Genomic DNA, 24103 nt, shown 5'->3' with positions numbered 1-24103 from the left:
TCGATGACTACCGTGTTGATCGTCGAGGACGAGGAGTCCCTGGCCGATCCCCTGGCCTTCCTTTTGCGCAAGGAGGGTTTCGAGGCCACCGTCGTTTCCGACGGGCCTTCGGCCCTGGCCGAATTCGAGCGGGCCGGCGCGGACATCGTGCTGCTCGACCTGATGCTGCCCGGTATGAGCGGCACCGACGTGTGCAAGCAGTTGCGGTCACGTTCCAGCGTGCCGGTCATCATGGTGACCGCACGCGACAGCGAGATCGACAAGGTGGTCGGGCTGGAACTCGGCGCCGATGACTATGTCACCAAGCCGTACTCGGCGCGCGAGTTGATCGCGCGGATCAGGGCGGTGCTGCGTCGTGGCACGGATTCCGAAGACCCCGGCATCGCCGACGGCGTGCTGGAGGCGGGCCCGGTGCGGATGGACGTCGAACGCCATGTCGTCTCGGTCAACGGTGAGTCGATCACGTTGCCGCTCAAAGAATTCGATCTGCTGGAGTATCTGATGCGCAACAGCGGACGGGTGCTCACCCGAGGACAGCTCATCGACCGGGTGTGGGGCGCAGACTACGTCGGTGACACCAAGACCCTCGACGTCCACGTCAAGCGGTTGCGCTCGAAAATCGAGTCCGACCCTGCCAATCCGGTGCACCTGGTGACGGTGCGCGGTCTGGGCTACAAGCTGGAGGGCTGAGGACGACGATCAAGCGGTGAGGAACGAGCCGCGTTGAGAAGTCCGATCAGATAGGCTGACGCCGCTACTCGGCGGCGCGGGTGGCCGGGTGTACGGCGATCAGCCCTAAACCATTGCGCCGCTTACACATTGCCGCCAGCTCGGCGTAGGCCTTCTCACCGAGCAGTTCGGTCAGCTCGGGTGCGTAGGACTGGTAGACCTGTTTGGATCCGACATGCGCGTTCGGGTCGCCGGTGCAGTACCAGTGCAGATCGGCTCCGCCCTCGCCCCAGCCGCGGCGGTCGTACTCGGTGATCCACGTTTTGAGGATCTCGGTGCCGTCGGCCAGCGTCACCCACTCCTGGGTACGTCGGATCGGCAGCTGCCAACACACGTCCGGCTTCATCGTCAGCGGTTCGACACCCAGTTGGATGGCCTTGGTGTGCAGCGCGCAGCCGATACCTGCCTTGAAGCCGGGGCGGTTGAGGAAGATGCAGGCGCCCTTGTACTTTCGGGTTCGCCAGTTCGGCTTGTCCTCGTATTCGTCCATCTCGAGATAGCCCTTGCGGCCCAATCCCTTTTCCCGGAACTCCCAGTCGTCGTCGGTCAGCATCTTCACCGCCGCGTCGAGGCGCTTGCGGTCGTCCTTGTCGGACAGGAACGCACCGTGGGAGCAGCAGCCGTCGTCGGGGCGTCCCTTGACGGTGCCGTGACACGCGGGTGTGCCGAACACACACGTCCACCGGGACAGCAGCCACGTCATATCGGCGGCGATCAGGTGCTCGGGATTATCGGGGTCGTAGAACTCCACCCATTCACGGGCGAAATCCAGTTCGACCTCACCGGGATGCTCTGCGGTCACAGTTTCAACGCTAGCGCCGAATTCCCCCGAACGCTAAGTTGCCACGGCCGCGAACACCAACATATGTCGGTGATCATGAACCGCCCGGCGACCTGTGGGATCTTCTATCGGCCCGCCACACCGCGGTCTGCGCACGAAGTTCACTCCCAGACCCGTTAGGTTGAACGTGTGCGACTGGGTGTGCTCGACGTGGGCAGCAACACCGTCCATCTCTTGGTGGTGGACGCTCGCCGTGGCGGCCATCCGACACCGATGAGTTCCACCAAGGCGTCGCTGCGGCTGGCCGAGGCCATCGATTCCTCGGGCAAGTTGACCCGCAAGGGCGCCGACAAGCTCATCGACACCATCGACGAGTTCTCCAAGATCGCCGCGAGTTCGGGCTGCGTGGAGTTGATGGCGTTCGCCACCTCCGCGGTGCGTGATGCCCGCAACTCCGAGGACGTGCTGGCCCGCGTGCTGGCCGAGACCGGCGTGGCCCTTCAGGTGCTCAGCGGGGTCGACGAATCCCGGCTCACCTTCCTGGCGGTGCGCCGGTGGTACGGCTGGAGCGCGGGCCGCATCATCAACATCGACATCGGCGGCGGATCGCTGGAACTGTCCAACGGCGTCGATGAGGAGCCGGAGGTGGCGCTGTCGCTGCCTCTGGGCGCTGGCAGGCTGACCAGGGAATGGCTGCCCGACGATCCGCCGGGACGCAGGCGGGTGGGGATGCTGCGGGACTGGCTGGCCACCGAGCTCGCCGACGCGGGGGCCGAAATGCTCAAGGCGGGCACGCCCGACCTCGCGGTCGCCACTTCCAAGACCTTCCGTTCGCTGGCGCGGCTGACCGGAGCCGCGCCGTCGGGCGAGGGGCCGTGGGTGAAGAGGACGCTGACAGCTACCGGCCTTAGGCAGCTCATAGCTTTCATCTCTAGGATGACCGCGGCTGACCGAGCAGAGTTGGAAGGGGTGAGTGCCGAACGGGCGCCACAGATGGTGGCCGGTGCATTGGTGGCGGAGGCAAGCATGCGAGCGTTGGCAATCGATACCGTGGACATCTGCCCATGGGCGTTGCGAGAAGGCGTGATTCTGCGCAAACTCGACAGCGAAGCCGACGGAACCGCACTGGTGGAGATGTCCGTACGCGACGGGGACAGAAAAGCCGCTAAGCCCAGAGGCAACACACGATGACAGGACCAGAAGAGAGCTTCAGCAACACAAGGCCGATATCGGTCGCGGAGTTGCTGGCAAAGAACGGCACAATCGGTGCACCGCCGGTGGGCGGGCGCCGCCGGCGCCGTCGCGGCAACAACGATTCCGTCTCGGTCGCCGAGCTGACCGGTGAGATTCCGATCGTGACCGGTGACACGCACAGAGGTGCGCCCGATCCGGCCACCGACGAGTTCGAAGAAGTCGGCGACGACTACACCGGTCCGCTGCCTGCCAACGGCGCCGAGCACGTCGACCAGGCCGAGGACGTCCGCGACATCCCGGACGAGATCGCGCTCACCGAAGAGGAAGCCGACTACGCCGCGCACCTCGAGCAGCGCGACGCCGAGCCGCTGTTCTTCGAGCCGCCACCGCGCCGGCCCTCCTACACCGGCCTCGGGCCGCGGCGCTATCCCGGCGTCGGCGCCGAGGAGATGAGCCCCGATCCGCTCGACATCGACGACGACGACGCGGTCGAGGCCGTCGGGTCCGATCTCGGTCTGACGCGGCCCGCGATGGCAGCGGCGACCGCCCCGGACACCGAGGATGACGCCGACGAGCTGCCGTCGTACCTGCGCTCGTCGGGTCAGACACTGTTCGGCGGCGATTCGGTCGCCGACGACCTGGCCCGCCGGGGCGCCGGCCGCCTCGACGACCTCGAGTTCGGCGACGATCTCGAGCACGACGACGAGGACGAGGACGATCTCGAGGTCGACGACGAGTCGACGATGTCGTCGATCGCGCGCGGTGCCCTTGTCGTCGGCCAGTGCGTCCTCGCGGTCCTCTTCGGTGCGGGCCTGTTCATCGCGTTCGACCAGCTGTGGAAGTGGAACAACATCGTCGCGCTGGTGTTGTCCGTGCTGGTCATCCTCGGGCTGGTGGTCGGCGTTCGCGTGGTGCGCAAGACCGAGGACATCGGCAGCACACTGATTGCGGTCGCGGTCGGCGCTCTAGTCACGCTCGGGCCGCTGGCGTTGTTGCAATCGGGATAGCCGCCCCAAGCCAGCACCGTGCGCCCCGCAATCAAGGTCGGTCTGTCGACGGCCTCGGTCTATCCGTTGAGGACCGAGGCCGCCTTCGAATACGCGGCGAACCTCGGCTACGACGGTGTGGAACTCATGGTGTGGGCCGAAACGGTCAGCCAAGACATTGATGCTGTCGAGCAACTGTCGAGGCGTTATTCGATGCCGGTGCTGTCGGTGCATGCCCCGTGCCTGCTGATCTCACAGCGGGTGTGGGGCGCCAACCCGATCACGAAGCTGGAGCGCAGCGTGCGTGCCGCCGAACAGCTCGGCGCGCAGACGGTGGTGGTGCATCCGCCGTTTCGTTGGCAGCGCCGCTACGCCGAGGGATTCTCCGATCAGGTCGCCGAGCTCGAGTCGGGCAGCGACGTGATGGTGGCGGTGGAGAACATGTTCCCGTTCCGCGCCGACCGGTTCTTCGGCGCGGGCCAGACGTCGATCGAGCGGATGCGAAAGCGCGGAGGCAGGCCGGGACCAGGCATCTCGGCGTTCGCCCCGTCCTACGACCCGCTGGACGGCAACCACGCCCACTACACGCTCGACCTGTCGCACACCGCGACAGCGGGCACCGATGCGGTCGACATGGCGCGCCGCATGGGCGAGGGGCTCGTGCACCTGCATCTCTGCGACGGCAGCGGAGCCTCTACCGACGAGCACCTGGTGCCCGGCCGCGGCACCCAGCCGACGGTGGAGGTCTGCGAAATGCTCGCGGGCGACGAGTTCTCGGGCCACGTGATCCTCGAGGTCACCACCTCGGGTGCGCGGACGGCGGCCGAACGCGAGGCACTGCTCAACGAATCGCTGCAGTTCGCCCGCGAACATCTGCTGCGCTGACTCGCGGCGGACGAGAGGAGCACCTGAATCTGTGAGGAGACGGCATTGTCTGGATCCACGTTGTTCACCGACGCGATGGCGCTCACGCCCGCAGGCGACGGCCGTTACGACGGTGAGCTGAACGAGCACTGGACGATCGGACCCAGGGGATCGGGGCCGAAGGTGCACGGCGGCGCGATGCTGGCGCTGTGTGCGAATGCGGCCCGTCTGGAGCATTCCGTGGACAGCGCCTGGCCGATCGCGATCTCGGGGAACTACCTGTGGGCACCCGACCCCGGCCCCATGCGCGTCACGACGACTGTCCGCAAGCGCGGCCGCCGCGTCAGCCTGATCGACGTCGAGCTGAGCCAGGGCGAGCGCACTGCGGTGCGCGCCGCCGTCACGATGGGCGAGCCGGAACATCACGTTCCGCCGCTGCTTTCGGTCAACCCCGTGGTGCCGTTGATGACGCCGGAGCCGCCGCCGGGGCTGGAACCGATCGGCCCCGGCCACCCGATGGCCGCCGTCGTCAACCTCGCCCATGGCTGCGACATTCGGCCGTCGCTGACCACGATGGAGCCGCGCGCCGACGGCGGCCCGCCCGTGATCGAGTACTGGGTCCGCCCCAAGGGCGTGGCGCCTGACCCGCTGTTCGCGCTGCTGTGCGGCGATGTGTCGGCTCCGGTGACCTTCGGCGTCAACCGATTCGGCTGGGCGCCCACCGTCCAGCTCACGGCGTTTCTGCGCACCCTGCCTGCCGACGGCTGGCTGCGCATCATCTGCACGACGGTGCAGATCGGTCAGGACTGGTTCGACGAGGACCACATCGTCGTCGACTGCGAGGGCCACATCGTCGTCCAGAGCCGCCAGCTCGCAATGGTGCCGCCCGCGCAGTAACCGTCGCGGCCGTCTGCAATGCTTTGACCGTGGCAAGGATCGCGATCATCGGCGGTGGCAGTATCGGCGAAGCGTTGCTGGCTGGGCTGCTGCGCGCCGGCAGGCAGGCCAAGGACCTGGTGGTGGCCGAGAAGTCAGCGGACCGCGCAAAGTACCTGTCGGACAGGTATTCGGTGCTGGTCACCTCGGTGGCCGATGCCGCGGAGAACGCCTCGTTCGTCGTCGTCGCAGTCAAGCCCGCCGATGTGTCGACGATCGTGGAAGAAATCGCCGACGCGGCCGCCCACGCCGAGACCGAGAGCGTGGAGCAGGTCTTCGTGACGGTGGCCGCGGGCGTGACCACCGAGTACTACGAGTCGAAGCTGCCCGCCGGTGCACCCGTGATCCGGGTGATGCCCAATGCGCCGGTGGTGGTCGGTGGCGGCGTGAGTGCGCTGGCGCCCGGCCGGTTCGCGACTGCCGAACAACTCAAAGAGGTCTCGGCGATCTTCGACGCCGTCGGCGGTGTGCTGACCGTCGCGGAAGCTCAGATGGACGCCGTCACGGCGCTGTCGGGATCGGGCCCGGCGTACTTCTTCTACGTCGTCGAGGCCCTGGTGGACGCCGGCGTCGCGGCGGGCCTCACCCGGCCCGTGGCCACCGATCTGGTTGCCCAGACCATGGCCGGATCGGCCGCAATGCTGCTCGAGCGGCTCGATGTCGCCCAACCGGCCGGGGACGGCGCTCTGGGCACCGGGATGGACACCACAGCGGCCCAACTACGCGCCACGGTCACCTCGCCGGGCGGCACAACCGCCGCTGGTCTGCGGGAACTCGAGAAGGGCGGTGTCCGGGCCGCCCTTGCGGAGGCCGTCGAGGCCGCAAAACTACGATCTTCGCAGCTCGGAATCACATCCGGGTAATTCAACGAATTTCAATCGATTACCCCACACCCGTCGCAATAACCCCAATAACCCCGCTATTCTCCTCGTGTAAGCGCGGGGTCGTACCCAGCGGTGGGGAAGCCGCTGGAACAGCCCGTGCCTGAAGGATTGGGTTGCGATGACGTCTATGAACGGGCCATCGGGGCGGGATTCGGCGAACGGGAAGCATGCGCGTAACGATGCGGTTCCCGACCAGCCCCCGCGGGCTCAATTTCTCACCGTCGCCGAAGTGGCCAGCCTCATGCGGGTCAGCAAGATGACGGTCTACCGCCTGGTGCACAACGGCGAGCTACCCGCGGTGCGGGTCGGCAGGTCGTTCCGCGTGCACGCCAAGGCGGTCCACGACTTGCTGGAGACGTCGTATTTCGACGCCGGGTGACGATCAAGACGCCGGGTGACGATCAAGCGGCGTGAGCCGCGTTGAGGAGCCGGTGCGACAGGGCAGCCGGGTGACGATCAAGCGGCCGAGTCGCGCCTCGCGCGAGCGCTCGTCAGTCGTCGGTTTTTTCTCCGCACCGGTGGCCCGGTAAAGTATGCGGGTCGAGCCAAATGGCGTGAGAAGACGTCTTGAAACAATCTAGGTAGCGGAGTTCATGGGTTCAGTCATCAAGAAGCGGCGTAAGCGCATGTCCAAGAAGAAGCACCGCAAGCTGCTTCGTCGCACCCGGGTGCAGCGCAGAAAACTCGGCAAGTAGTACTACTGCTCCGTCGATAGGCTGGGCGGATGGATTCCCAAGATCGCTCCGGGCGCCGCAGCCAGGGGCGCGACGATGACACCCTGCACCACCCCAAAGTGGTGCTGGTCACCGGCGCCTGTCGGTTCCTCGGCGGCTATCTGATCGCCCGGCTCGCGCAGAATCCGTCGATCAACCACGTCATCGCCGTCGACGCGGTCGCGCCGAGCAAGGACCTGCTGCGGCGCATGGGCCGGGCGGAGTTCGTCCGGGCCGACATCCGCAACCCGTTCATCGCCAAGGTCATCCGAAACGGTGACGTCGACACCGTCGTGCACGCCGCGGCGGCGTCCTACGCGCCACGCTCCGGCGGCAAGGCGGCGCTGAAGGAACTCAACGTGATGGGCGCGATCCAGCTGTTCGCGGCGTGCCAGAAGGCGCCGTCGGTGCGCCGCGTCGTCGTCAAGTCGACGTCCGAGGTGTACGGCTCGAGCGCATTCGACCCGGTGTTGTTCACCGAGGACTCCAGCAGCAGGCGGCCACCTGGCGACGGCTTCGCCCGCGACAGCATCGACATCGAGGGCTATGCGCGCGGGCTCGCGCGGCGCAGGCCCGACATCTCGCTGACGATCCTGCGGTTGGCCAACATGATCGGCCCGGCGATGGACACCGCGCTGTCGCGCTATCTGGCGGGTCCTGTGGTGCCGACCGTCGTCGGGCACGACGCGCGGCTGCAGCTGCTGCATGAGCAGGACGCGTTGGGCGTCCTCGAGCGTGCGACCGTGTCGGGCAGATCGGGCACCTTCAACGTGGGCGCCTCCGGAATCATCATGATGTCTCAGGCCATCCGGCGCGCGGGCCGTGTGGCCCTGCCGGTGCCGAGATTCGGGCTCTGGGCTGTGGATTCGCTGAGGCGCGCAACTCGCTACACTGAGCTGGATCGCGAGCAGTTGGACTATCTGAGCTACGGCCGAGTGATGGACACCGCGCGCATGCGCAATGAATTAGGCTATAACCCGAAGTGGACCACGACGGAAGCTTTTGACGATTACGTACGTGGTCGTGGATTGACTCCGATCGTTGACCCACGATGGGTACGCTCAATGGAGAGTCGCGCCGTATCGGCGGCGCAGCGTTGGGGACGTTGAACGAAGGCTCGAAATCGGGTGGGGAGAAGGTATCGACGTGGCGGGCGAGTCTAAAGCGAAAGTCATTCCGCTGCACTCGAATACGGGGCGGCAGGCGGCGCAGCGGCGGGCAGCGGCCCGTGGCGAAGGCGCGCGCCGGCATCCCTCTCTGCTGAGTGATCCCAACAGCCGTGCGTCGGCCGAGCAGATCGCCGCGGTCGTGCGCGAGATCGACGAACGTCGCTCTGCTGCGGCGGGCACGCCACCCGCCGACGAGCCACCGAACGAACTCGCTCAGCGAATCGCCTCGGTTGCTGAATTCATTCGTAAGCGGATGACGGGCGATTACACCGTCGACGAATTCGGCTTCGATCGGCACCTCAACGATTCGGTCTTCTTGCCTTTGCTGCGTGTGCTCTTCAACTCGTGGTTCCGGGTTGAGGTCAGCGGCATCGAGAACCTGCCGGAAACGGGCGCCGCACTGGTGGTGGCCAACCACGCCGGCGTGCTGCCGATGGACGGGCTGATGGTGTCGGTGGCCGTGCACGACAAGCACCCCGCACACCGGGATCTGCGGCTGCTGGCCGCCGACATGGTGTTCACCATGCCGGTCATGGGTCAGGCGGCACGTAAGGCGGGCCACACCATGGCATGCACCTCCGACGCGCACCGGCTGCTCGCTGCAGGCGAGCTGACCGCCGTGTTCCCCGAGGGATACAAGGGTCTGGGCAAGCACTTCAACGACCGCTACAAGCTGCAGCGATTCGGTCGCGGCGGGTTCGTCTCGGCGGCGCTGCGCGCCAAGGCGCCGATCGTGCCGTGCTCGATCGTCGGGTCCGAGGAGATCTACCCGATGATCGCCGACGTGAAGCTGCTGGCCCGGCTGTTCGGGCTGCCCTACTTCCCGATCACCCCGCTGTTCCCGTTGGCGGGCCCCGCGGGCCTGTTGCCGCTGCCGTCGAAGTGGCACATCCAGTTCGGCGAGGCGATCGAGACCGCCGATTACGACGACGCCGCGGCCGACGACCCGATGATCACATTCGAGTTGACCGACCAGGTCCGCGAAACCGTCCAGCAGACTCTTTATCAGTTGCTGGCCAACCGCAGGAATATGTTCTTCGGCTGATATCGGGCCAACCGCTTCAAGCTTTAGCCGACTAGCCTTAAGAGCTTTGCCCGGCAATCATTTTCGCTATTGCGGCGTCGCGGCGTTCTTTGATCGCCGCGCTCACTTCCTCGGCCTCGTCGTCATGGGCGGCTTCACCGATGACGGTGACGACGCTGGTGATCACCGGCTTGCCGTCGGCGTCGCTCGCCTCACCGCGGATCTCGGTGACGACGGTGCCGTGCGCCTCGATCACCGAGTCGAGGTAGGAGTCGAAGAACAGCTTGTCGCCGGCGAGGATCGGCCGGTGAAAGGTGATCTTCTGGTCGCGGTGCAGGACCCGCTCCATGTTGATCGGGATCGCGAACTTTTCGAAGATCTCCATCTGCACCTTGCGGCCTGCCACGGCGAGGAACGTCAGCGACGCCACCAGCGAGTCGCATCCGACCTCTTTCGCGGCGGCCTCGCTGTAGTGCGCCGGATGGTCGTCCTTGACCGCGCGCGCGAACGCGCGGATCTGCTCGCGGCCGACCTCGAAATAGTCGGGATACCGGTAGTGGGTTCCGATGATGTCTTCAGCAATGGCCATGGTCGGCGAGAGCCTATCAGCGCGCTTTTCAGGCGATTCATCTGTCGTGGCGTCGCGACGCGATGGCCGCCAGTGCGCCACCTGCCGCGCCGAGCGCCAGCGCCGACGGCACCCCGATCCGGGCGGCCTTGCGTGCGGTCCGGAAGTCGCGGATCTCCCACCCGCGTTCGCGGGCCAGGTCACGCAGGTCGGCGTCGGGGTTGATGGCCACGGCCGTGCCGACCAGCGACAGCATCGGCACGTCGTTGAAGCTGTCCGAGTACGCGGTGCAGCGGCGCAGGTTCAGGCCCTCGCGGATGGCCAGCGACCGCACGGCGTGGGCCTTGCCGGATCCGTGCAGGATGTCGCCGACCAGGCGGCCGGTGAACACCCCGTCCACCGATTCGGCGACGGTGCCAAGCGCGCCGGTCAGCCCCAGCCGGCTGGCGATCGTCGCGGCCAACTCGTACGGCGTCGCAGTGACCAGCCACACCTGCTGACCCGCGTCCAGATGCATCTGCGCCAGCGCGCGGGTGCCCGGCCAGATCTTGTCAGCGATGATCTCGTCGAAGATCTCTTCGCCGACCGCGACGAGTTCTGCTGTGGACCGGCCCTCGATGAACGCCAGCGCCTTGCGCCGACCCGCCGCCACGTCATCGCTGTTCTCCCGGCCGGTGAGCTGAAACTTGGCCTGCGCGTAGCCGAAGCGCGCGAGGTCGCCGTAGGTGAAGAACTTGCGGGCCGCCAGGCCGCGGGCGAAATGCACCAGCGACGAGCCCTGCACCAGCGTGTTGTCGACGTCGAAGAAGGCGGCCGCGGTCAGATCCGGCGGCGGCGCCGCCGGGGCGGCGTCCTCGTCTTCGGCGAGATGCGCGACGGCCGTCTCGGCGCTGGCGTCGCCCGCCAACGCCTGCACGGCGGCTTCGTCACCATCTCTAATGGGCACCTGTCAACACTAAGACACCGGATTGGAGCCGATACTGGTTGCATGAACCGGGCGCAGGTGGTGTTGCTGACCAGAGCGGGCTGTTCGCTGTGCGAGAAGACCGCCGCACGGCTGGCCGAGCTGGCGGGCGAACTGGACTTCGACGTGGCGATCACCGACGTCGACGCCGCGGCCGCGGGGGGTGATTCCGCGCTGCGCTCCGAGTACGGCGACCGGCTGCCGGTGGTGCTGCTCGACGGCAGGGAGCACAGCTACTGGGAGCTCGACGAGCCCAGGTTGAGGGCCGATCTCGCGAAGTGACCGCCGTTGGCCGCAATTTGGTAGCCCAGCTGGTGAACGACTACCGTGGATGACGTGGTGACGAGGCCATGAGCGTGCTGCTTTTCGGGGTTTCGCACCGCAGCGCGCCGGTGTCCGTCCTCGAGCAGTTGAGCACCGACGAATCCGATCAAGCCAAGATCGTCGAGCAGGCGCTGCGGTCCTCACTTGTGACCGAGGCGATGGTGCTGTCCACCTGCAACCGCGTGGAGGTCTACGCCGTCGTCGACGCCTTCCACGGCGGCCTCTCGGTGATCGGGCAGGTGCTCGCCGAACATTCCGGCATGGGCCTTGGCGACCTCACCAAATACGCGTATGTCCGCTATGCCGAGGCGGCCGTCGAGCACCTGTTCGCGGTTGCCAGCGGCCTGGATTCGGCGGTGATCGGTGAACAGCAGGTGCTCGGGCAGGTGCGCCGCGCCTACGCCGCGGCCGAGACCAATCACACTGTCGGGCGCACCCTGCACGAGCTGGCTCAGCGCGCGCTGTCGGTCGGCAAGCGAGTGCACACCGAGACCGCTATCGACGCGGCGGGCGCGTCGGTGGTGTCCGTCGCGCTGGACATGGCCGACGGCAAGCTGAGCGGGCTGGCCGGGCGCCGTGCGGTGATCATCGGGGCCGGCGCGATGGGTGCCCTGTCCGCGAAGCACCTGGTGCGCGCGGGCGTCGAGCGGGTGCACATCGTGAACAGGACGCTGCCACGGGCCAAGCGGCTCGCCGAGAAGATTCGCGAGATGGGCGTCACCGCCGACGCGTTCCCGTTCGACCACCTGACGCCGGTGCTTACCGATGCCGACGTCGTCGTCAGCTGCACCGGCGCCGTGCGTCCCGTGGTCTCGCTGGCCGACGTGCACCGCGGCCTGGCCCACGGTCAAGAGCCCAAGCAGATGGTGATCTGCGACCTCGGCATGCCGCGCAACGTCGATCCCGCGGTCGCAGGCCTGCCCGGCGTGTTCGTCGTCGACATGGACCGGCTCCAGCGCGATCCGGCCGCCCGCGCGGCCTCATCGGACACCGAGGCGGCGCGCGCGATCGTCGCCGCCGAAGTGGCGAACTACCTGGCCGGCCAGCGGATGGCCGAGGTGACCCCGACCGTGACCGCGCTGCGCCAGCGGGCCGCCGACGTGGTGGAGGCTGAGCTGCTGCGGCTGCACAACCGGCTGCCCGACCTGGAGGCGGTGCAGCGCGACGAGGTCGCAAGGACGGTGCGCCGCGTCGTTGACAAGCTTCTGCACGCGCCCACCGTGCGGGTCAAGCAGTTGGCCGGCTCACCCGGCGGTGACAGCTATGCCGAGGCGCTTCGCGAACTGTTCGAGTTGGACCCGCAGGCCGTCGAAGCGGTGGCGGGTCCCGAAATGCCCTTCGTAACAACCGATTTCGAAAAACCTGAGTAGCACTTGGCAGATTTCATCCGGATAGGCACCCGGGGCAGCCTGTTGGCGACGACCCAGGCGGGTGCCGTCAAAGACGCCCTGGTGGCCATGGGGCATCCCGCCGACTTGGTCATCATCACCACCGAAGGCGACCGATCCAGCGATCCGATCGCGTCGATCGGCGTCGGTGTGTTCACCGCCGCGCTGCGGGAGGCCATCCATGACGGCGAGGTCGATATGGCCGTGCACTCGTACAAGGATTTGCCGACCGCCGAGGACCCGCGGTTCACGATCGCCGCGATCCCCCCGCGCGCGGACGCTCGCGACGCGTTGGTGGCTCGCGACGGCATGGTGCTTGGCGAACTGCCGGTGGGCTCGGTGATCGGCACCTCCAGCCCGCGACGGGCGGCGCAGCTTAGAGCATTGGGTCTCGGTTTGGAAATCCGCCCCCTAAGAGGCAACCTTGACACCAGGTTGAACAGGGTAAGCAACGGTGATCTCGACGGCGTCGTCGTCGCCCGGGCGGGACTGGCTCGCATCGGGCGATTAGCGGATGTCACAGAGACTCTCGAGCCGGTGCAGATGTTGCCGGCACCGGCTCAAGGTGCGCTTGCGGTCGAGTGCCGCCGCGGCGACACCGAGCTCGTCGCGCTGCTGGCGGAGTTGGATGACGCCGACACGCGCGCCGCAGTCACCGCTGAACGCGTCCTGCTCGCCGAACTGGAGGCGGGTTGTTCCGCACCGGTGGGCGCGATCGCTGAGGTGGTCGAGTCCATCGATGAGGACGGCCGAGTCTTCGAAGAGCTGTCGCTGCGCGGCTGCGTGGCGACGCTGGACGGATCCGACGTGATCCGTGCGTCCGGGATTGGAACTCCCGAGCGGCCCCGAGAGCTTGGCCTCTCGGTCGCCGCGGAGTTGTTCGAACTGGGGGCACGCGATCTGTTGGTCGAAGCTGGGAGAGACAGATGACGACCCGAGGGCGTAAGCAGAGGCCCGGCCGCATCACGTTCGTCGGCTCCGGGCCCGGCGACCCGGGCCTGCTGACGACGCGTGCGCGAACCGTGCTCGCCAATGCCGCACTGATTTTCACCGACCCCGATGTGCCCGACGCGGTGCTGGCCCTGTGTGGGTCCGAACTACCGCCGCCGTCGGGCCCGAAGCAGGCCGAGCCCGCGACGGACGCCGACGGTGATGGCGAGACCGTGACCGCGATTCCTGCGGGTCCGGATATCCGGCCCGCACTGGGTGATCCGGCCGAGGTGGCCAAGACGCTGGCGACCGAGTCCAGGACCGGAGTGGACGTGGTTCGGCTGGTCGCGGGAGATCCGCTGTCGGTGGACTCGGTGATCACCGAAGTCAACGTGCTGTCGCGCTCGCACCTGACGTTCGAGATCGTGCCCGGCCTGCCCGCCACGACGGCCGTGCCGTCGTATGCGGGCCTTCCGCTGGGGTCGACGCACACTGAAGCCGACGTCCGCGGCGACGTGGACTGGGCTGCGCTGGCCGCCTCGCCGGGGCCGCTGATCCTCCAGGCCACCGCGTCACATCTGGCCGACGCGGCCGGCACGCTGATCGAGTACGGATTGGCCGACACCACGCCGTGTGTCGTCACTGCGCAGGGCACCACGTGCCAGCAGCGCTCGGTGGAGACCACGCTCGGCGGTCTCAACGACAGGGCGGCGATCGGTGCGAACGAGCCCGCGGGCCCGCTGACCGGGCCGCTGGTCGTGACGATCGGCAAGACGGTGGCCAACCGCGGAAAGCTCAACTGGTGGGAGAGCCGCGCGCTGTACGGCTGGACCGTGCTGGTGCCGCGCACCAAGGACCAGGCGGGCGAGATGAGCGAGAAGCTGGTCTCGCACGGCGCATTGCCGATCGAGGTGCCGACGATCGCGGTGGAGCCGCCGCGCAGCCCGGCGCAGATGGAACGCGCCGTCAAGGGTCTGGTCGACGGCCGCTACCAGTGGGTGGTGTTCACCTCGACCAACGCGGTGCGCGCGGTGTGGGAAAAGTTCAACGAGTTCGGCCTCGACGCTCGCGCGTTCTCCGGTGTGAAGATCGCGTGTGTGGGGCAGTCCACCGCCGAGCGGGTGCGCGCGTTCGGTATCGAGCCGGAACTGGTGCCGTCGGGTGAGCAGTCCTCGCTGGGGCTGCTCGACGAATTCCCGCCGTACGACGACATTTTCGACCCGGTGAACAGGGTGCTGCTGCCGCGGGCCGACATCGCCACCGAGACGCTGGCCGAAGGCTTGCGTGAGCGCGGCTGGGAGATCGAGGACGTCACCGCCTACCGCACGGTGCGTGCCGCACCGCCGCCTGCGGACACCCGCGAGATGATCAAGACGGGTGGCTTCGACGCGGTCTGCTTCACGTCGAGCTCGACGGTGCGCAACCTGGTCGGGATCGCGGGCAAGCCGCACGCCCGCACGATCGTCGCGTGCATCGGGCCCAAGACCGCGGAAACGGCAGCGGAATTCGGCCTGCGCGTCGATGTGCAGCCGGAGGTGGCCGCGGTGGGTCCGCTGGTCGAGGCGCTGGCCGAGCACGCCGCCCGGCTGCGGGCCGAGGGCGCACTGCCGCCGCCGCGCAAGAAGAGTCGCCGCCGCTAAGCCCGTCGGCGTAAAGAAGGCGGCCAGCATGCCCTATCCGAGTCACCGTCCGCGTCGACTCCGGTCGACACCGGCGCTTCGTCGACTGGTCGCGCAGACGTCTTTGGAGCCAAGGCATCTGGTGCTGCCGATGTTCGTCGCCGACGGCATCGACGAGCCGAAACCGATCGCGTCCATGCCGGGCGTGGTGCAGCACACCCGCGACTCGCTGCGCAAGGCGGCGGCCGACGCGGTGAACGCCGGCGTCGGCGGTCTGATGCTGTTCGGCGTCCCGCGGGAAGAGCACAAGGACGCCGTCGGCTCCGCCGGTGTCGCCGAGGACGGCATCCTCAACGTCGCGCTGCGCGACCTCGCCAAGGACCTCGGCGACGAGACCGTGCTGATGGCTGATACCTGCCTCGACGAGTTCACCGACCACGGCCACTGCGGGGTGCTCGACGGATCCGGTCGCGTCGACAACGACATGACGAACGCTCGCTACATCGAACTTGCTGTGGCACAGGCAGATTCAGGTGCTCACGTCGTCGCCCCCAGCGGGATGATGGACGGTCAGGTGGCCGCGATCCGGGCCGGCCTTGATACGGCCGGCCACACCGATGTGGTGATTCTGGCGTACGCCGCGAAGTTTGCGTCGGCGTTCTACGGTCCGTTCCGTGAGGCGGTGTCCTCCAGCTTGAGCGGGGATCGCCGTACCTACCAACAGGATCCGGGCAACGCTCGCGAGGCTCTGCACGAAATCGAACTGGACATCGCAGAAGGCGCCGACATCGTGATGGTCAAACCCGCGATGGGCTATCTCGACGTGGTGGCGGCGGCGGCCGACATCTCGCCGGTGCCGGTGGCCGCCTACCAGATCTCCGGCGAGTACTCGATGATCAGCGCCGCGGCCGCCAACGGCTGGATCGACGGCCGGGCCGCCGCACTGGAGTCGCTGACCTGCATCCGGCGCGCAGGCGCCGACATCGTGCTGACGTACTGGGCGGCCGACGTGGCCGACTGGCTGGCGTGAGCGAACCTTGCTTGCGAACCATCGGCACAGCGTGAGCGAGGCACGGCCCGCCGACGTCGACACCGGCTTCTGGCTGTGGCTGGTGGCGGTGCCGTTGATGGTGGCCGGCTACGTGGTGGACCTGGTGGACACCCACCGGCCGCACCCGCCCGCGGTCGTCTTCGTCTTCTCCGGGATGTTCGTGTTCGTGCTCGCAGCGGTCGTGGTCACGTTCCTGGTCCTGATGCGGCACGGCTATCGCTGGGCCCGCACGGTGCTGACCGGCGGCGGGGTCGCCTCGGTGGTGTACTCAGTTACGAGCCTGTTCTCCACCGACCGGCCGACCACGTCCGCGGTGCTCTACGCGGTCAGCGCCATCGTCGGCTCGGTGCTGATCCTCGGCGGAGTGTTCCTGCTGCACCGCAAAGACGCCCATGCCTTCTTCGTTCGTTAGGCTTGCCGACCATGTCAGCCCCCGTGCCCGCGCCGTCACGTCGGCCACGCATCGTCGAAGCGGTGTTCTGGCTCTGGCTGTTGGCGGCGATAGCGCTGGTACTTCTCGGCCTGCTGATGGCGCTGACGCGTGGCAACCTGCCGACCGTCTACCGAGGCGCCGGGATCCTGTTCGCGGTGGCGGGATTGGCCCTGGGCTATCTGGCCGGCCGCACCAGGGCGGGCCGGCTTCGGCCGCGGCGGGCGGCCGTCGGGCTCTCGCTCGCACTCGTCGTCTTGCTCGCGCTGTTCACACTCCTGACGGGCGGAATCCTGTGGCTGATACCGATGATCCTGACGATGGTGGGGGCCGTGCTGATCATGCGGCCATCCGCACAGGATTGGTTCCACACCGAGGAGACGCCTTGACGCAGACCAGCGAGCCTACCGACGTGCTGTTCTACGAACAGGGCGCCAGCTGGCTGTGGGTGCTGGCCGGGCCCGCGGCGGGCATCGCGATGCTGCTGATCCAAATGTCCGCGGGCCTGGGCTTTCAATGGCTGGTGCCGACTGTGTTCTTCGTGCTGGTGTCGGGTTTCACCGCCGTTCAGGTGAAGGCAGCGCGCATCCACACGTCGGTGGAGCTGACACCTACCACGCTGCGTGAGGGCGCCGAGCGCATCCACATCGACGACATCGTGCGGATCTATCCGGCGCCGGAGGGCAACGAGGAACTCGCGTGGATGTCCGCACGGGCGCTCGGTGAGCTCACCGGCGTGCCGAAGGGCCGCACCGGGATCGGCATCAAGTTGACGAACAATCGCAATGCGCAGGCCTGGGCGCGCAAGCACCAGCAGCTGCGGGCGCAGCTGATCCACCTGACCGAGGAACGCATCCCGCCGGAGCGCAAGTCATGAGCCGGCACCGCCGCGCGGTCGTCGAGGTGACGGTGGCCGTGCTCGCGGCGGTCGGCGCGGTGTTGAGCTGGTTCGGCGCGCAGACCACCGTCACGGTCGCCCCGATCCTGCCCGGTGAGCCGCAGACGACGTCGGTGGCCTACAGCCCCCCGATGCTGGTGCTGATGCTGCTGCTGGCGACCGTCGCGGGCGTGATGGCGGTGGTCGGCATCGCCCGCCTCCGCCGACGCGAGCCCGCGCAATAGCATTCCCGTTTGGAACAAAGGTCAGAATTTGTAACACTGTTGCACATGACGGAGTTGGCGGAGACCCCGAAGCATCGCGACGCCCTGCCGCTGGGCCCGCAGTCGCTGGTATGGCGCTATTTCGGCGACAACCGGATGTATCTCATCGGCCCACGGCCCGCGGTGCTGCAGAACATGCTCGCCGAACTCGGGCAGGGCGTGCTGGACCACTCGGTGTTCTTCTCCGACACCTCGGCCCGGGTCAAGCGGTCCCTGCCGCCGATCTTCATGACGGTGTACGGCAGCGACCAGGACAACCCCGGTCAGCGGGTCCGTGACTTCCATCACGAGATCAAGGGCACGATGCCCGGCGGGGAGCGCTACCACGCGCTGGATCCGGAGACATACTTCTGGGCGCACGCCACGTTCGTCGAGCAGGTGCTCTATTTCGCGGACACCTTCGTCAAACGGCTCAGCCGCGAGGAGAAGGAGCAGATCTACCTCGAATCCAAGACCTGGTACCGCCGCTACGGCGTCAGCGAGCGGGCAATGCCTGCCGACTACGCCGAGTTCGAGCGGTACTGGAACCGGATGATCGATGAAATCGTCGTCGCCCACCCGACCGCCAAGTACGGCGTCGGCTATGTCAGCAAGGGCTATCCCTGTCCCAAGGGCGTTTCGCCGGTGCTGTGGCGATTCGTCTCGGCGGTGGTCAACCCGCCGGCGGCGTTCCTGACCACAGGTGGCATGCCGCCCCGCACCCGTGAGCTGCTCGGCCTGCCGTGGAGCGGGCGTCAGGAGCGGCGCTACCAACGCTTCGCGGCGCTGTGGCGGTCGCGTCCGGTCAACTGGGTGTGGGACCATCTGCCGATGCGGCTGCGCTACAACAAATTCGCTCAAGCCGGTTATGCGCGCGGCTGACCCGAGCGCCGAAGCCATCCTCGACGCCGCCGTCGTCGAGTTCGAGCGGCACGGCCTGCGTCGGGTCGCACTCGAAGACGTCGCCCGCCGCGCAGGAGTCAGCCGCACGACCATCTACCGGCGGTTCTCCAACAAGGACGAGCTGGTCGCCGCCGTCATCGAACGTGAGAATGTCGCACTGTTCGCCGACATCGCCGCAGAGCTGAAACAGGCAGGCCCGCAGTCGAATTACTACGTCGAAGCATTCACGCTGTCGATACTGCGGTTCCGCAGGCACCGGGTGTTGAACCGGATGATGAGCGACGAGCCCGCCTTGGTGCTCGAGATGGCCCGCACGCACTATGGCGCCGCGATCGAGCGGATGGCCGATGCGCTGCGTGAGATCTTTCCCGAGGGGTTCGCAGACCGCATCGGCGAACCGGCGGTCAACGACCTGGCCGACACGATTCTGCGGTATGCGGCGATGGCGCTGCTGCTGCCCGGCGCGCCACCGCTTGACTCCGTGGACGACATCCGCGCCTTCGCGACCCGGCACTTCCTGCCCAGCCTGCCGACGGCATTGCGGGCGGTTCCCGCGTGACGGACGTCGGCGCGCTGCCGTTGGCCCCGAAGAATCCTTTGCCTCTGAAGGATCTGGTGATGCTGCTACGGCGGCTCGACACAGGCCAGGAGACGATCCGCGACGCGGGCGGACCCATCACCCGCATCCAGTTCGGGCCGAAGAAGTTGTTCCCGCCGATCGTGGCGGTGTTCTCGCCGAACGCGATGCGCGACGTGTTAGGACGCACCGACGCCTTCTCTGAGCGGTGCATCATCCACAACGAGGTGCGCAACATCGCGGGCGACAGCCTTTTCGTGTTGCCCAACGAGCAATGGCGGCCCCGCAGGCGAGCGCTTCAGCCGGTCTTCACCAAGCACAATGTGCGCACTTTTGGCGGCCACATGTCCGGTGCCGCACGGAAATTCGTCGATCGCTGGCTGGATGGCGCAGAAATCGACCTGGATGTGGAGTGTCGCAAGGTCGCCATGGCTTCGCTGGGCCGCTCGATCCTCGGCGTCGATCTCAACGAACGGGCAGACACGATCGCCCGGTGCATGCACGTCGCATCGTCCTATTCCGCCGACCGCTCATTGCGCCCGGTGCGGGCGCCGAGATGGCTCCCGACCCCTGCCCGGCGCCGGGCCCGCGCGGCGGTCGCAGCGATGCATGCGATTACCGACCAGATGATCGCCGCCTGCCGCGCGGAGCCGAATCGCGAGGCGCCGTTGGTACAGGCGTTGATCGCCGCCACCGATCCTCAAACCGGGCAGCCGCTTTCCGACGCCGACATCTCCAACGACCTGCTGTTGTTCATGCTCGCCGGGCACGACACCACGGCGACAGCGCTGACGTACTCCCTGTGGATCCTCGGCCACCACCCCGACGTCCAAGAGCGAGTCGCCGCCGAGGCCGCTGCCATCGGCGACCGTGAGCTGACCCCCGAAGATGTGCCGCACCTCGGTTACACCACGCAGGTGCTGCACGAGGCGTTGCGGCTGTGTCCACCCGCGGCGGGTGTGGCGCGCCTGGCCACTCGCGATATCGCCGTCGACGGCTACCGCGTGGAAGCGGGCACCCTGATTGCCGTGGGACTCTATGGGCTGCACAATGATCCGGCGCTGTGGGACCGGCCGTCGGACTTCGATCCGGACCGGTTCAGCCCTGAGAACAACAAAGCCAGGGACCGATGGCAGTTCCTGCCGTTTCTAGGCGGCGGCCGCCCGTGCATCGGCGAACACTTCGCCCGGCTGGAGACCACCCTGGCGCTGGCCACCATCGTGCGGGCGATGGAGATCAGATCGGTCGACGACGACTTTCCCGTCGACGTGCCGTTCACCACGGTCGCCAAGGGCCCGATCCGCGCACATGTCACCGCGCGGACGTGACGTGTTGAATTGCGCCACCCATTGCGGTACTTGCACACCACCGCCAAACTCGGGGCTATGGCCTACCTCAAGCCTCCGTGGTTCGTCCGCAAGATCTTCAACAAGGTCGCGATGGCGACGGGTGTCGGCAACAGCCAGACACTCACAGTGACCAAACGCGTCAGCAAGCAGCCGCAGCAGATCCCGGTCGTCGTTCCCGAGGTCGGCGGGGTCAAGTATCTGGTGTCCACCCGCGGCGAGGCCGAATGGGTGAAGAACGTCCGCGCCGACCCCAACGTGAAGCTCGGCGACACCAGGTACGTGGCGACGGAGGTGCCCGTCGACGAGCGTGCGCCGGTCATCGCCGCTTACCGGCCGCTGGCGGGCAAGGTGGTCGAGGGCTATTGGAAAGAGCTGCCCGCCGACGCCGACCACCCCACCTTCGCGCTCACGCCCGGCTGAGCCGCGCCGATTTCTGCGTGGTGGTCGCTATCCGACAGCGATCACGGACCGTCATGCAGATCTCGATAACATCGCGCGAGGCAATGCCACCGCTTAGCATCGTCGGATGGCTCAGCCGGTGGTAGTGGATCAACCGCAGGAACTGCCCGTCGGGGCGGAGGCCGCCTTCCGCGGCACCTTGTTGATGGACGTTCCGGCGGTGTTTCGCCGTTGGTACGGGCCGTTCCCGCCGATTCGCCAGGTGGTCGACGGCGGTTCGTGGGGCACGCCGGGCAACACCCGGACGCTGAAGATGGCCGGCGGCGGCAGCGCTGTCGAGGAGCTGGTCAAGGTTGATGCGCCGCGAGGCTTCGGCTACGAGCTGACGAGCATTCGGGGACCGTTGTCCTGGATTGCGAGCAGCGTCGACGGAGAATTCAGCTTCGCGGCCTCGGGCGCTGTCACGAAGGTGACGTGGCGCTGGACGATCCATCCGCGATCGGCGCTCACCAGGCCCGCTCTCCTGGCGCTCGGGGCGCTATGGCACGGCTGGGCTCGCCTCGCGCTGGCTGAACTGGCGAACCAACTCAGGCAATCGGACCGCACCGGGTAACACTCACGCACTCCTACACCCTGTAGTTGACGCGCTAGGGCCAGCTGGGACACTGGTGGCCATGTCCGGCACCGACGTCTCCGCGAAGCTCTTCGCCGACGCGTGCGCCCTCATCCCCGGCGGCGTCAACTCGCCGGTGCGGGCCTTCACGGCGGTGGGCGGCACCCCGCGCTTCATCACCTCGGCCGAGGGCTACTGGCTGACAGACGCCGACGGCAACAAATATGTCGACCTGGTCTGCTCATGGGGCCCGATGATCCTCGGCCACGCCCACCCCGCCGTCGTCGACGCCGTGCAGCGTGCCGCGGCAGGCGGCCTCTCCTTCGGCGCACCCACGCCCGCCGAGAGCGAGCTCGCCGCCGAGATCATCGGGAGGGTCGCACCGGTCGAGCGCCTGCGGCTGGTCAACTCCGGCACCGAATCCACGATGAGCGCCATCCGGCTTGCCCGTGGCTTCACCGGGCGCGCCAAGATCGTCAAGTTCTCCGGGTGCTACCACGGCCACAGCGACGCTCTTCTGGCCGACGCCGGTTCCGGCGTCGCGACGCTTGGCCTGCCGGCATCTCCGGGCGTCACCGGTGCCGCGACCGCCGACACGATCGTTCTGCCCTACAACAACATCCCGGCCGTCGAGGACGTCTTCGGCCGATTCGGCGACGAGATCGCCGCCGTCATCACCGAGGCCAGCGCAGGCAACATGGGCACCGTCCCGCCGCTGCCGGGCTTCAACGCCGAGTTGCGCCGGATCACCGCCGGGCACGGCGCGCTGCTGATTGTCGACGAGGTGATGACCGGGTTCCGGGTCAGCCGATCAGGTTGGTACGGCATCGATCCCGTCGACGCAGACCTGTTCACCTTCGGCAAAGTGATGAGCGGCGGGCTACCCGCGGCGGCGTTCGGCGGCCGGACCGAGGTGATGGAGCGGCTGGCCCCGCTCGGGCCGGTGTATCAGGCGGGCACGCTGTCGGGTAACCCTGTCGCGATGGCTGCGGGGCTCGCCACACTGCGCGCCGCCGACGACGACGTGTACGCGAAGTTGGATGCCAACGCCGACCGGCTGGCCGACATGCTGTCGCGCGCACTCGCCGACGCCGGTGTGGCGCACGGGATTTCGCGAGCAGGAAATATGTTAAGCGTCTTCTTCACCGACGCACCGGTTACCGACTTCGCCTCGGCGAAGGCCACCGAGACATGGCGCTACCCGGCATTCTTCCATGCACTGCTCGACGCGGGAATCTACCCGCCGTGCAGCGCATTCGAGACGTGGTTCGTCTCGGCCGCACTCGACGACGCGGCGTTCGACCGCATCGCGGCCGCCCTACCGGCTGCCGCGCGGGCCGCAGCGGAGGCCCGGCCGACATGACGGAGAAGACGATCGTGCATGTCATGCGGCACGGCGAGGTGTACAACCCGGACAAGATCCTCTATGGCCGCCTGCCCGATTACCACCTGTCGGAACGCGGCCGGGCCCAGGCGCAACGGGTCGCTGACTGGTTGGCGGACCGCGACATCGTCTACGTCGTCGCCTCGCCGCTGGAGCGTGCGCAGGAGACGGCGACCCCGATCGCCGAGCGGCACGGGTTGCCTATCGACACCGACGATGATCTGATCGAATCGGCCAATATCTTTCAGGGTCAGAGGGTTTCTCCAGGCGACGGCGCCCTGCGGGATCCCCGCAACTGGTGGCACCTGCGCAATCCGCGTACGCCGTCGTGGGGCGAACCCTACGAGCAGATCGCCGAGCGGATGACGGCTGCGCTGGACCGCGCCAGGGTCAAGGCCGCGGGCCACGAAGCGGTGTGCGTCAGCCACCAGCTTCCGGTGGAGACGCTGCGGCGGGCGGTGACCGGAAAGTCTTTGCATCACTTCCCGACTCGTCGGCTGTGCAACCTCGCCTCGCTGACCTCCTTTTACTTCCACGGGGACAGCTACGTCGGCTGGGGCTATTCGGAGCTGGCCGGGCAGTGAGGTGGTGGGTCGTCATTGCGAGTGCGGCGCTGATCGCGCTCGCCGCATGCTCCACCGGTGACGACGCCGTCGCGCAGGGCGGCACCTTCGAGTTCGTGGCCCCCGGCGGAAAGACCGACATCTTCTACGACCCGCCCGAAAGCCGCGGCCGCCCAGGCAGATTGGCCGGACCCAGTTTGATGGACCCCGCCAAGACGCTCTCGCTCGACGACTTCACCGGCAAGGTCGTGGTCATCAACGTGTGGGGTCAGTGGTGTGGGCCGTGCCGCACGGAGATCGGCGAACTGCAGAAGGTGTACGACGCCACCAAGGCCGACGGCGTCGCGTTTCTCGGCATCGACGTGCGCGACAACAACCGTGATGCGGCCCGCGACTTCGTGACCGACCGCAAGGTCGCGTTCCCGTCCATCTACGACCCGTCGATGCGCACGATGATCGCCTTCGGTGGCAAATACCCCACCACCGTCATCCCCTCCACCGTCGTGCTGGACCGAGAGCACAGGGTCGCGGCGGTGTTCCTGCGGGAGTTGCTCGCCGGTGATCTGCAACCCGTCGTGCAGCGGGTGGCCGCCGAGCCGGCTCCGCGGACATGACCGGCTT

The 24103-nt window shown here is 67.5% G+C and carries 30 protein-coding genes; 27 read left to right on the top strand and 3 right to left on the bottom strand.

Annotation, left to right across the window (positions count from 1 at the left end):
• Nucleotides 1-3: 3 nt before the first annotated feature.
• Complete coding sequence (gene regX / locus QOC76_RS01380) at nucleotides 4-690, top strand: two-component sensory transduction protein RegX (protein ID WP_526353381.1); 687 nt, start codon at nucleotides 4-6, stop codon at nucleotides 688-690.
• Nucleotides 691-754: 64 nt separating this feature from the next.
• Here the strand turns inward: regX and QOC76_RS01375 are convergent, their stop codons facing one another.
• Nucleotides 755-1531 carry a DUF3109 family protein gene (locus tag QOC76_RS01375; RefSeq protein WP_526353379.1) on the bottom strand — a complete coding sequence of 259 codons (777 nt, stop codon included), beginning with the start codon at nucleotides 1529-1531 and terminating at the stop codon, nucleotides 755-757.
• Nucleotides 1532-1699: 168 nt separating this feature from the next.
• On the opposite strand from QOC76_RS01375, the gene QOC76_RS01370 reads away from it, so the two are divergent.
• The 9 genes from QOC76_RS01370 (at nucleotide 1700) to QOC76_RS01330 (ending at nucleotide 9301) form a co-directional block, all read left to right on the top strand.
• A complete protein-coding gene (locus QOC76_RS01370) occupies nucleotides 1700-2701 on the top strand; it encodes a Ppx/GppA family phosphatase (protein WP_526353377.1) in 1002 nt (333 codons plus the stop codon).
• On the top strand, nucleotides 2698-3711 hold the full coding sequence (locus QOC76_RS01365; protein WP_526353375.1) for an Rv0497 family membrane protein: 1014 nt from the start codon (nucleotides 2698-2700) through the stop codon (nucleotides 3709-3711). The genes QOC76_RS01370 and QOC76_RS01365 overlap by 4 nt, the downstream gene beginning before the upstream one ends.
• An 18-nt stretch (nucleotides 3712-3729) precedes the next feature.
• A complete protein-coding gene (locus QOC76_RS01360; RefSeq protein ID WP_526353373.1) occupies nucleotides 3730-4575 on the top strand; it encodes a sugar phosphate isomerase/epimerase family protein in 846 nt (281 codons plus the stop codon).
• Nucleotides 4576-4620: 45 nt separating this feature from the next.
• Nucleotides 4621-5451, top strand: a complete 831-nt coding sequence (locus tag QOC76_RS01355) for an acyl-CoA thioesterase (RefSeq protein WP_526353371.1) — start codon at nucleotides 4621-4623, stop codon at nucleotides 5449-5451.
• A gap of 29 nt (nucleotides 5452-5480) precedes the next feature.
• Nucleotides 5481-6353 (top strand): pyrroline-5-carboxylate reductase, encoded by an 873-nt coding sequence (gene proC, locus QOC76_RS01350; RefSeq protein WP_526353369.1) that lies wholly within the window; start codon nucleotides 5481-5483, stop codon nucleotides 6351-6353.
• A 139-nt stretch (nucleotides 6354-6492) separates the two neighbouring features.
• On the top strand, nucleotides 6493-6753 hold the full coding sequence (locus tag QOC76_RS01345; protein WP_526353367.1) for a helix-turn-helix domain-containing protein: 261 nt from the start codon (nucleotides 6493-6495) through the stop codon (nucleotides 6751-6753).
• Nucleotides 6754-6967: 214 nt separating this feature from the next.
• Nucleotides 6968-7069: a 30S ribosomal protein bS22 gene (locus tag QOC76_RS01340; RefSeq protein WP_003402602.1), complete on the top strand. Its 102-nt coding sequence runs from the start codon at nucleotides 6968-6970 to the stop codon at nucleotides 7067-7069.
• Between the two features lie 29 nt (nucleotides 7070-7098).
• Complete coding sequence (locus tag QOC76_RS01335) at nucleotides 7099-8196, top strand: SDR family oxidoreductase (RefSeq protein WP_526353365.1); 1098 nt, start codon at nucleotides 7099-7101, stop codon at nucleotides 8194-8196.
• Nucleotides 8197-8227: 31 nt separating this feature from the next.
• A complete protein-coding gene (locus tag QOC76_RS01330) occupies nucleotides 8228-9301 on the top strand; it encodes a lysophospholipid acyltransferase family protein (RefSeq protein WP_526353470.1) in 1074 nt (357 codons plus the stop codon).
• A gap of 37 nt (nucleotides 9302-9338) precedes the next feature.
• On the opposite strand, the gene QOC76_RS01325 is transcribed toward QOC76_RS01330, so the two are convergent.
• Both QOC76_RS01325 and QOC76_RS01320 read right to left on the bottom strand, forming a co-directional pair.
• Nucleotides 9339-9869: an FAS1-like dehydratase domain-containing protein gene (locus QOC76_RS01325; RefSeq protein WP_526353363.1), complete on the bottom strand. Its 531-nt coding sequence runs from the start codon at nucleotides 9867-9869 to the stop codon at nucleotides 9339-9341.
• Between the two features lie 37 nt (nucleotides 9870-9906).
• Nucleotides 9907-10794 carry an HAD family hydrolase gene (locus QOC76_RS01320; RefSeq protein WP_526353361.1) on the bottom strand — a complete coding sequence of 296 codons (888 nt, stop codon included), beginning with the start codon at nucleotides 10792-10794 and terminating at the stop codon, nucleotides 9907-9909.
• Between the two features lie 42 nt (nucleotides 10795-10836).
• Between QOC76_RS01320 and QOC76_RS01315 the strand changes: the two genes are divergently transcribed.
• The 17 genes from QOC76_RS01315 to QOC76_RS01235 all read left to right on the top strand — a co-directional run bounded on the left by QOC76_RS01315 (nucleotide 10837) and on the right by QOC76_RS01235 (nucleotide 24096).
• A complete protein-coding gene (locus QOC76_RS01315; protein ID WP_526353359.1) occupies nucleotides 10837-11094 on the top strand; it encodes a glutaredoxin family protein in 258 nt (85 codons plus the stop codon).
• 68 nt (nucleotides 11095-11162) lie between these two features.
• On the top strand, nucleotides 11163-12506 hold the full coding sequence (locus QOC76_RS01310) for a glutamyl-tRNA reductase (RefSeq protein ID WP_526353357.1): 1344 nt from the start codon (nucleotides 11163-11165) through the stop codon (nucleotides 12504-12506).
• Between the two features lie 15 nt (nucleotides 12507-12521).
• Entirely contained in the window at nucleotides 12522-13454 is a 933-nt protein-coding gene (gene hemC / locus QOC76_RS01305) for a hydroxymethylbilane synthase (RefSeq protein ID WP_526353468.1), read from the top strand.
• The gene (locus tag QOC76_RS01300; RefSeq protein WP_526353355.1) at nucleotides 13451-15094 is read left to right on the top strand and encodes a bifunctional uroporphyrinogen-III C-methyltransferase/uroporphyrinogen-III synthase; all 1644 of its coding nucleotides are present in this window, start codon (nucleotides 13451-13453) and stop codon (nucleotides 15092-15094) included. Before hemC ends, QOC76_RS01300 begins: the two co-directional genes overlap by 4 nt.
• 28 nt (nucleotides 15095-15122) lie before the next feature.
• Nucleotides 15123-16103 (top strand): porphobilinogen synthase, encoded by a 981-nt coding sequence (gene hemB / locus QOC76_RS01295; protein ID WP_526353353.1) that lies wholly within the window; start codon nucleotides 15123-15125, stop codon nucleotides 16101-16103.
• Between the two features lie 31 nt (nucleotides 16104-16134).
• Nucleotides 16135-16536, top strand: coding sequence for a hypothetical protein (locus tag QOC76_RS01290; RefSeq protein ID WP_526353351.1), 402 nt, complete (start codon nucleotides 16135-16137; stop codon nucleotides 16534-16536).
• A gap of 11 nt (nucleotides 16537-16547) precedes the next feature.
• Complete coding sequence (locus QOC76_RS01285) at nucleotides 16548-16943, top strand: hypothetical protein (RefSeq protein WP_526353349.1); 396 nt, start codon at nucleotides 16548-16550, stop codon at nucleotides 16941-16943.
• Nucleotides 16940-17431: a transport-regulating membrane protein Mce1N gene (gene mce1N, locus QOC76_RS01280; protein ID WP_526353347.1), complete on the top strand. Its 492-nt coding sequence runs from the start codon at nucleotides 16940-16942 to the stop codon at nucleotides 17429-17431. The genes QOC76_RS01285 and mce1N overlap by 4 nt, the downstream gene beginning before the upstream one ends.
• A complete protein-coding gene (locus QOC76_RS01275) occupies nucleotides 17428-17676 on the top strand; it encodes a hypothetical protein (RefSeq protein ID WP_526353345.1) in 249 nt (82 codons plus the stop codon). Before mce1N ends, QOC76_RS01275 begins: the two co-directional genes overlap by 4 nt.
• A gap of 45 nt (nucleotides 17677-17721) precedes the next feature.
• Nucleotides 17722-18576 (top strand): oxygenase MpaB family protein, encoded by an 855-nt coding sequence (locus QOC76_RS01270; RefSeq protein WP_526353343.1) that lies wholly within the window; start codon nucleotides 17722-17724, stop codon nucleotides 18574-18576.
• Complete coding sequence (locus QOC76_RS01265; protein ID WP_526353341.1) at nucleotides 18563-19156, top strand: TetR/AcrR family transcriptional regulator; 594 nt, start codon at nucleotides 18563-18565, stop codon at nucleotides 19154-19156. The genes QOC76_RS01270 and QOC76_RS01265 overlap by 14 nt, the downstream gene beginning before the upstream one ends.
• Nucleotides 19153-20502, top strand: coding sequence for a cytochrome P450 (locus tag QOC76_RS01260; RefSeq protein ID WP_526353339.1), 1350 nt, complete (start codon nucleotides 19153-19155; stop codon nucleotides 20500-20502). The genes QOC76_RS01265 and QOC76_RS01260 overlap by 4 nt, the downstream gene beginning before the upstream one ends.
• A 57-nt stretch (nucleotides 20503-20559) precedes the next feature.
• A complete protein-coding gene (locus tag QOC76_RS01255) occupies nucleotides 20560-20943 on the top strand; it encodes a nitroreductase/quinone reductase family protein (RefSeq protein ID WP_526353337.1) in 384 nt (127 codons plus the stop codon).
• 106 nt (nucleotides 20944-21049) lie between these two features.
• A complete protein-coding gene (locus QOC76_RS01250; protein ID WP_526353335.1) occupies nucleotides 21050-21535 on the top strand; it encodes an SRPBCC family protein in 486 nt (161 codons plus the stop codon).
• 61 nt (nucleotides 21536-21596) lie between these two features.
• On the top strand, nucleotides 21597-22898 hold the full coding sequence (gene hemL, locus QOC76_RS01245; RefSeq protein WP_526353333.1) for a glutamate-1-semialdehyde 2,1-aminomutase: 1302 nt from the start codon (nucleotides 21597-21599) through the stop codon (nucleotides 22896-22898).
• On the top strand, nucleotides 22895-23503 hold the full coding sequence (locus QOC76_RS01240) for a histidine phosphatase family protein (protein ID WP_526353331.1): 609 nt from the start codon (nucleotides 22895-22897) through the stop codon (nucleotides 23501-23503). Before hemL ends, QOC76_RS01240 begins: the two co-directional genes overlap by 4 nt.
• Entirely contained in the window at nucleotides 23500-24096 is a 597-nt protein-coding gene (locus QOC76_RS01235; protein ID WP_526353328.1) for a TlpA disulfide reductase family protein, read from the top strand. The genes QOC76_RS01240 and QOC76_RS01235 overlap by 4 nt, the downstream gene beginning before the upstream one ends.
• Nucleotides 24097-24103: the final 7 nt, after the last annotated feature.

The sequence above is a fragment of the Mycobacterium sp. genome (assembly GCF_032159565.1).
Classification (GTDB): domain Bacteria; phylum Actinomycetota; class Actinomycetes; order Mycobacteriales; family Mycobacteriaceae; genus Mycobacterium.
Note: the sequence above shows the minus strand (reverse complement) of the source record. Positions and strands in the feature narration are given on the sequence as shown.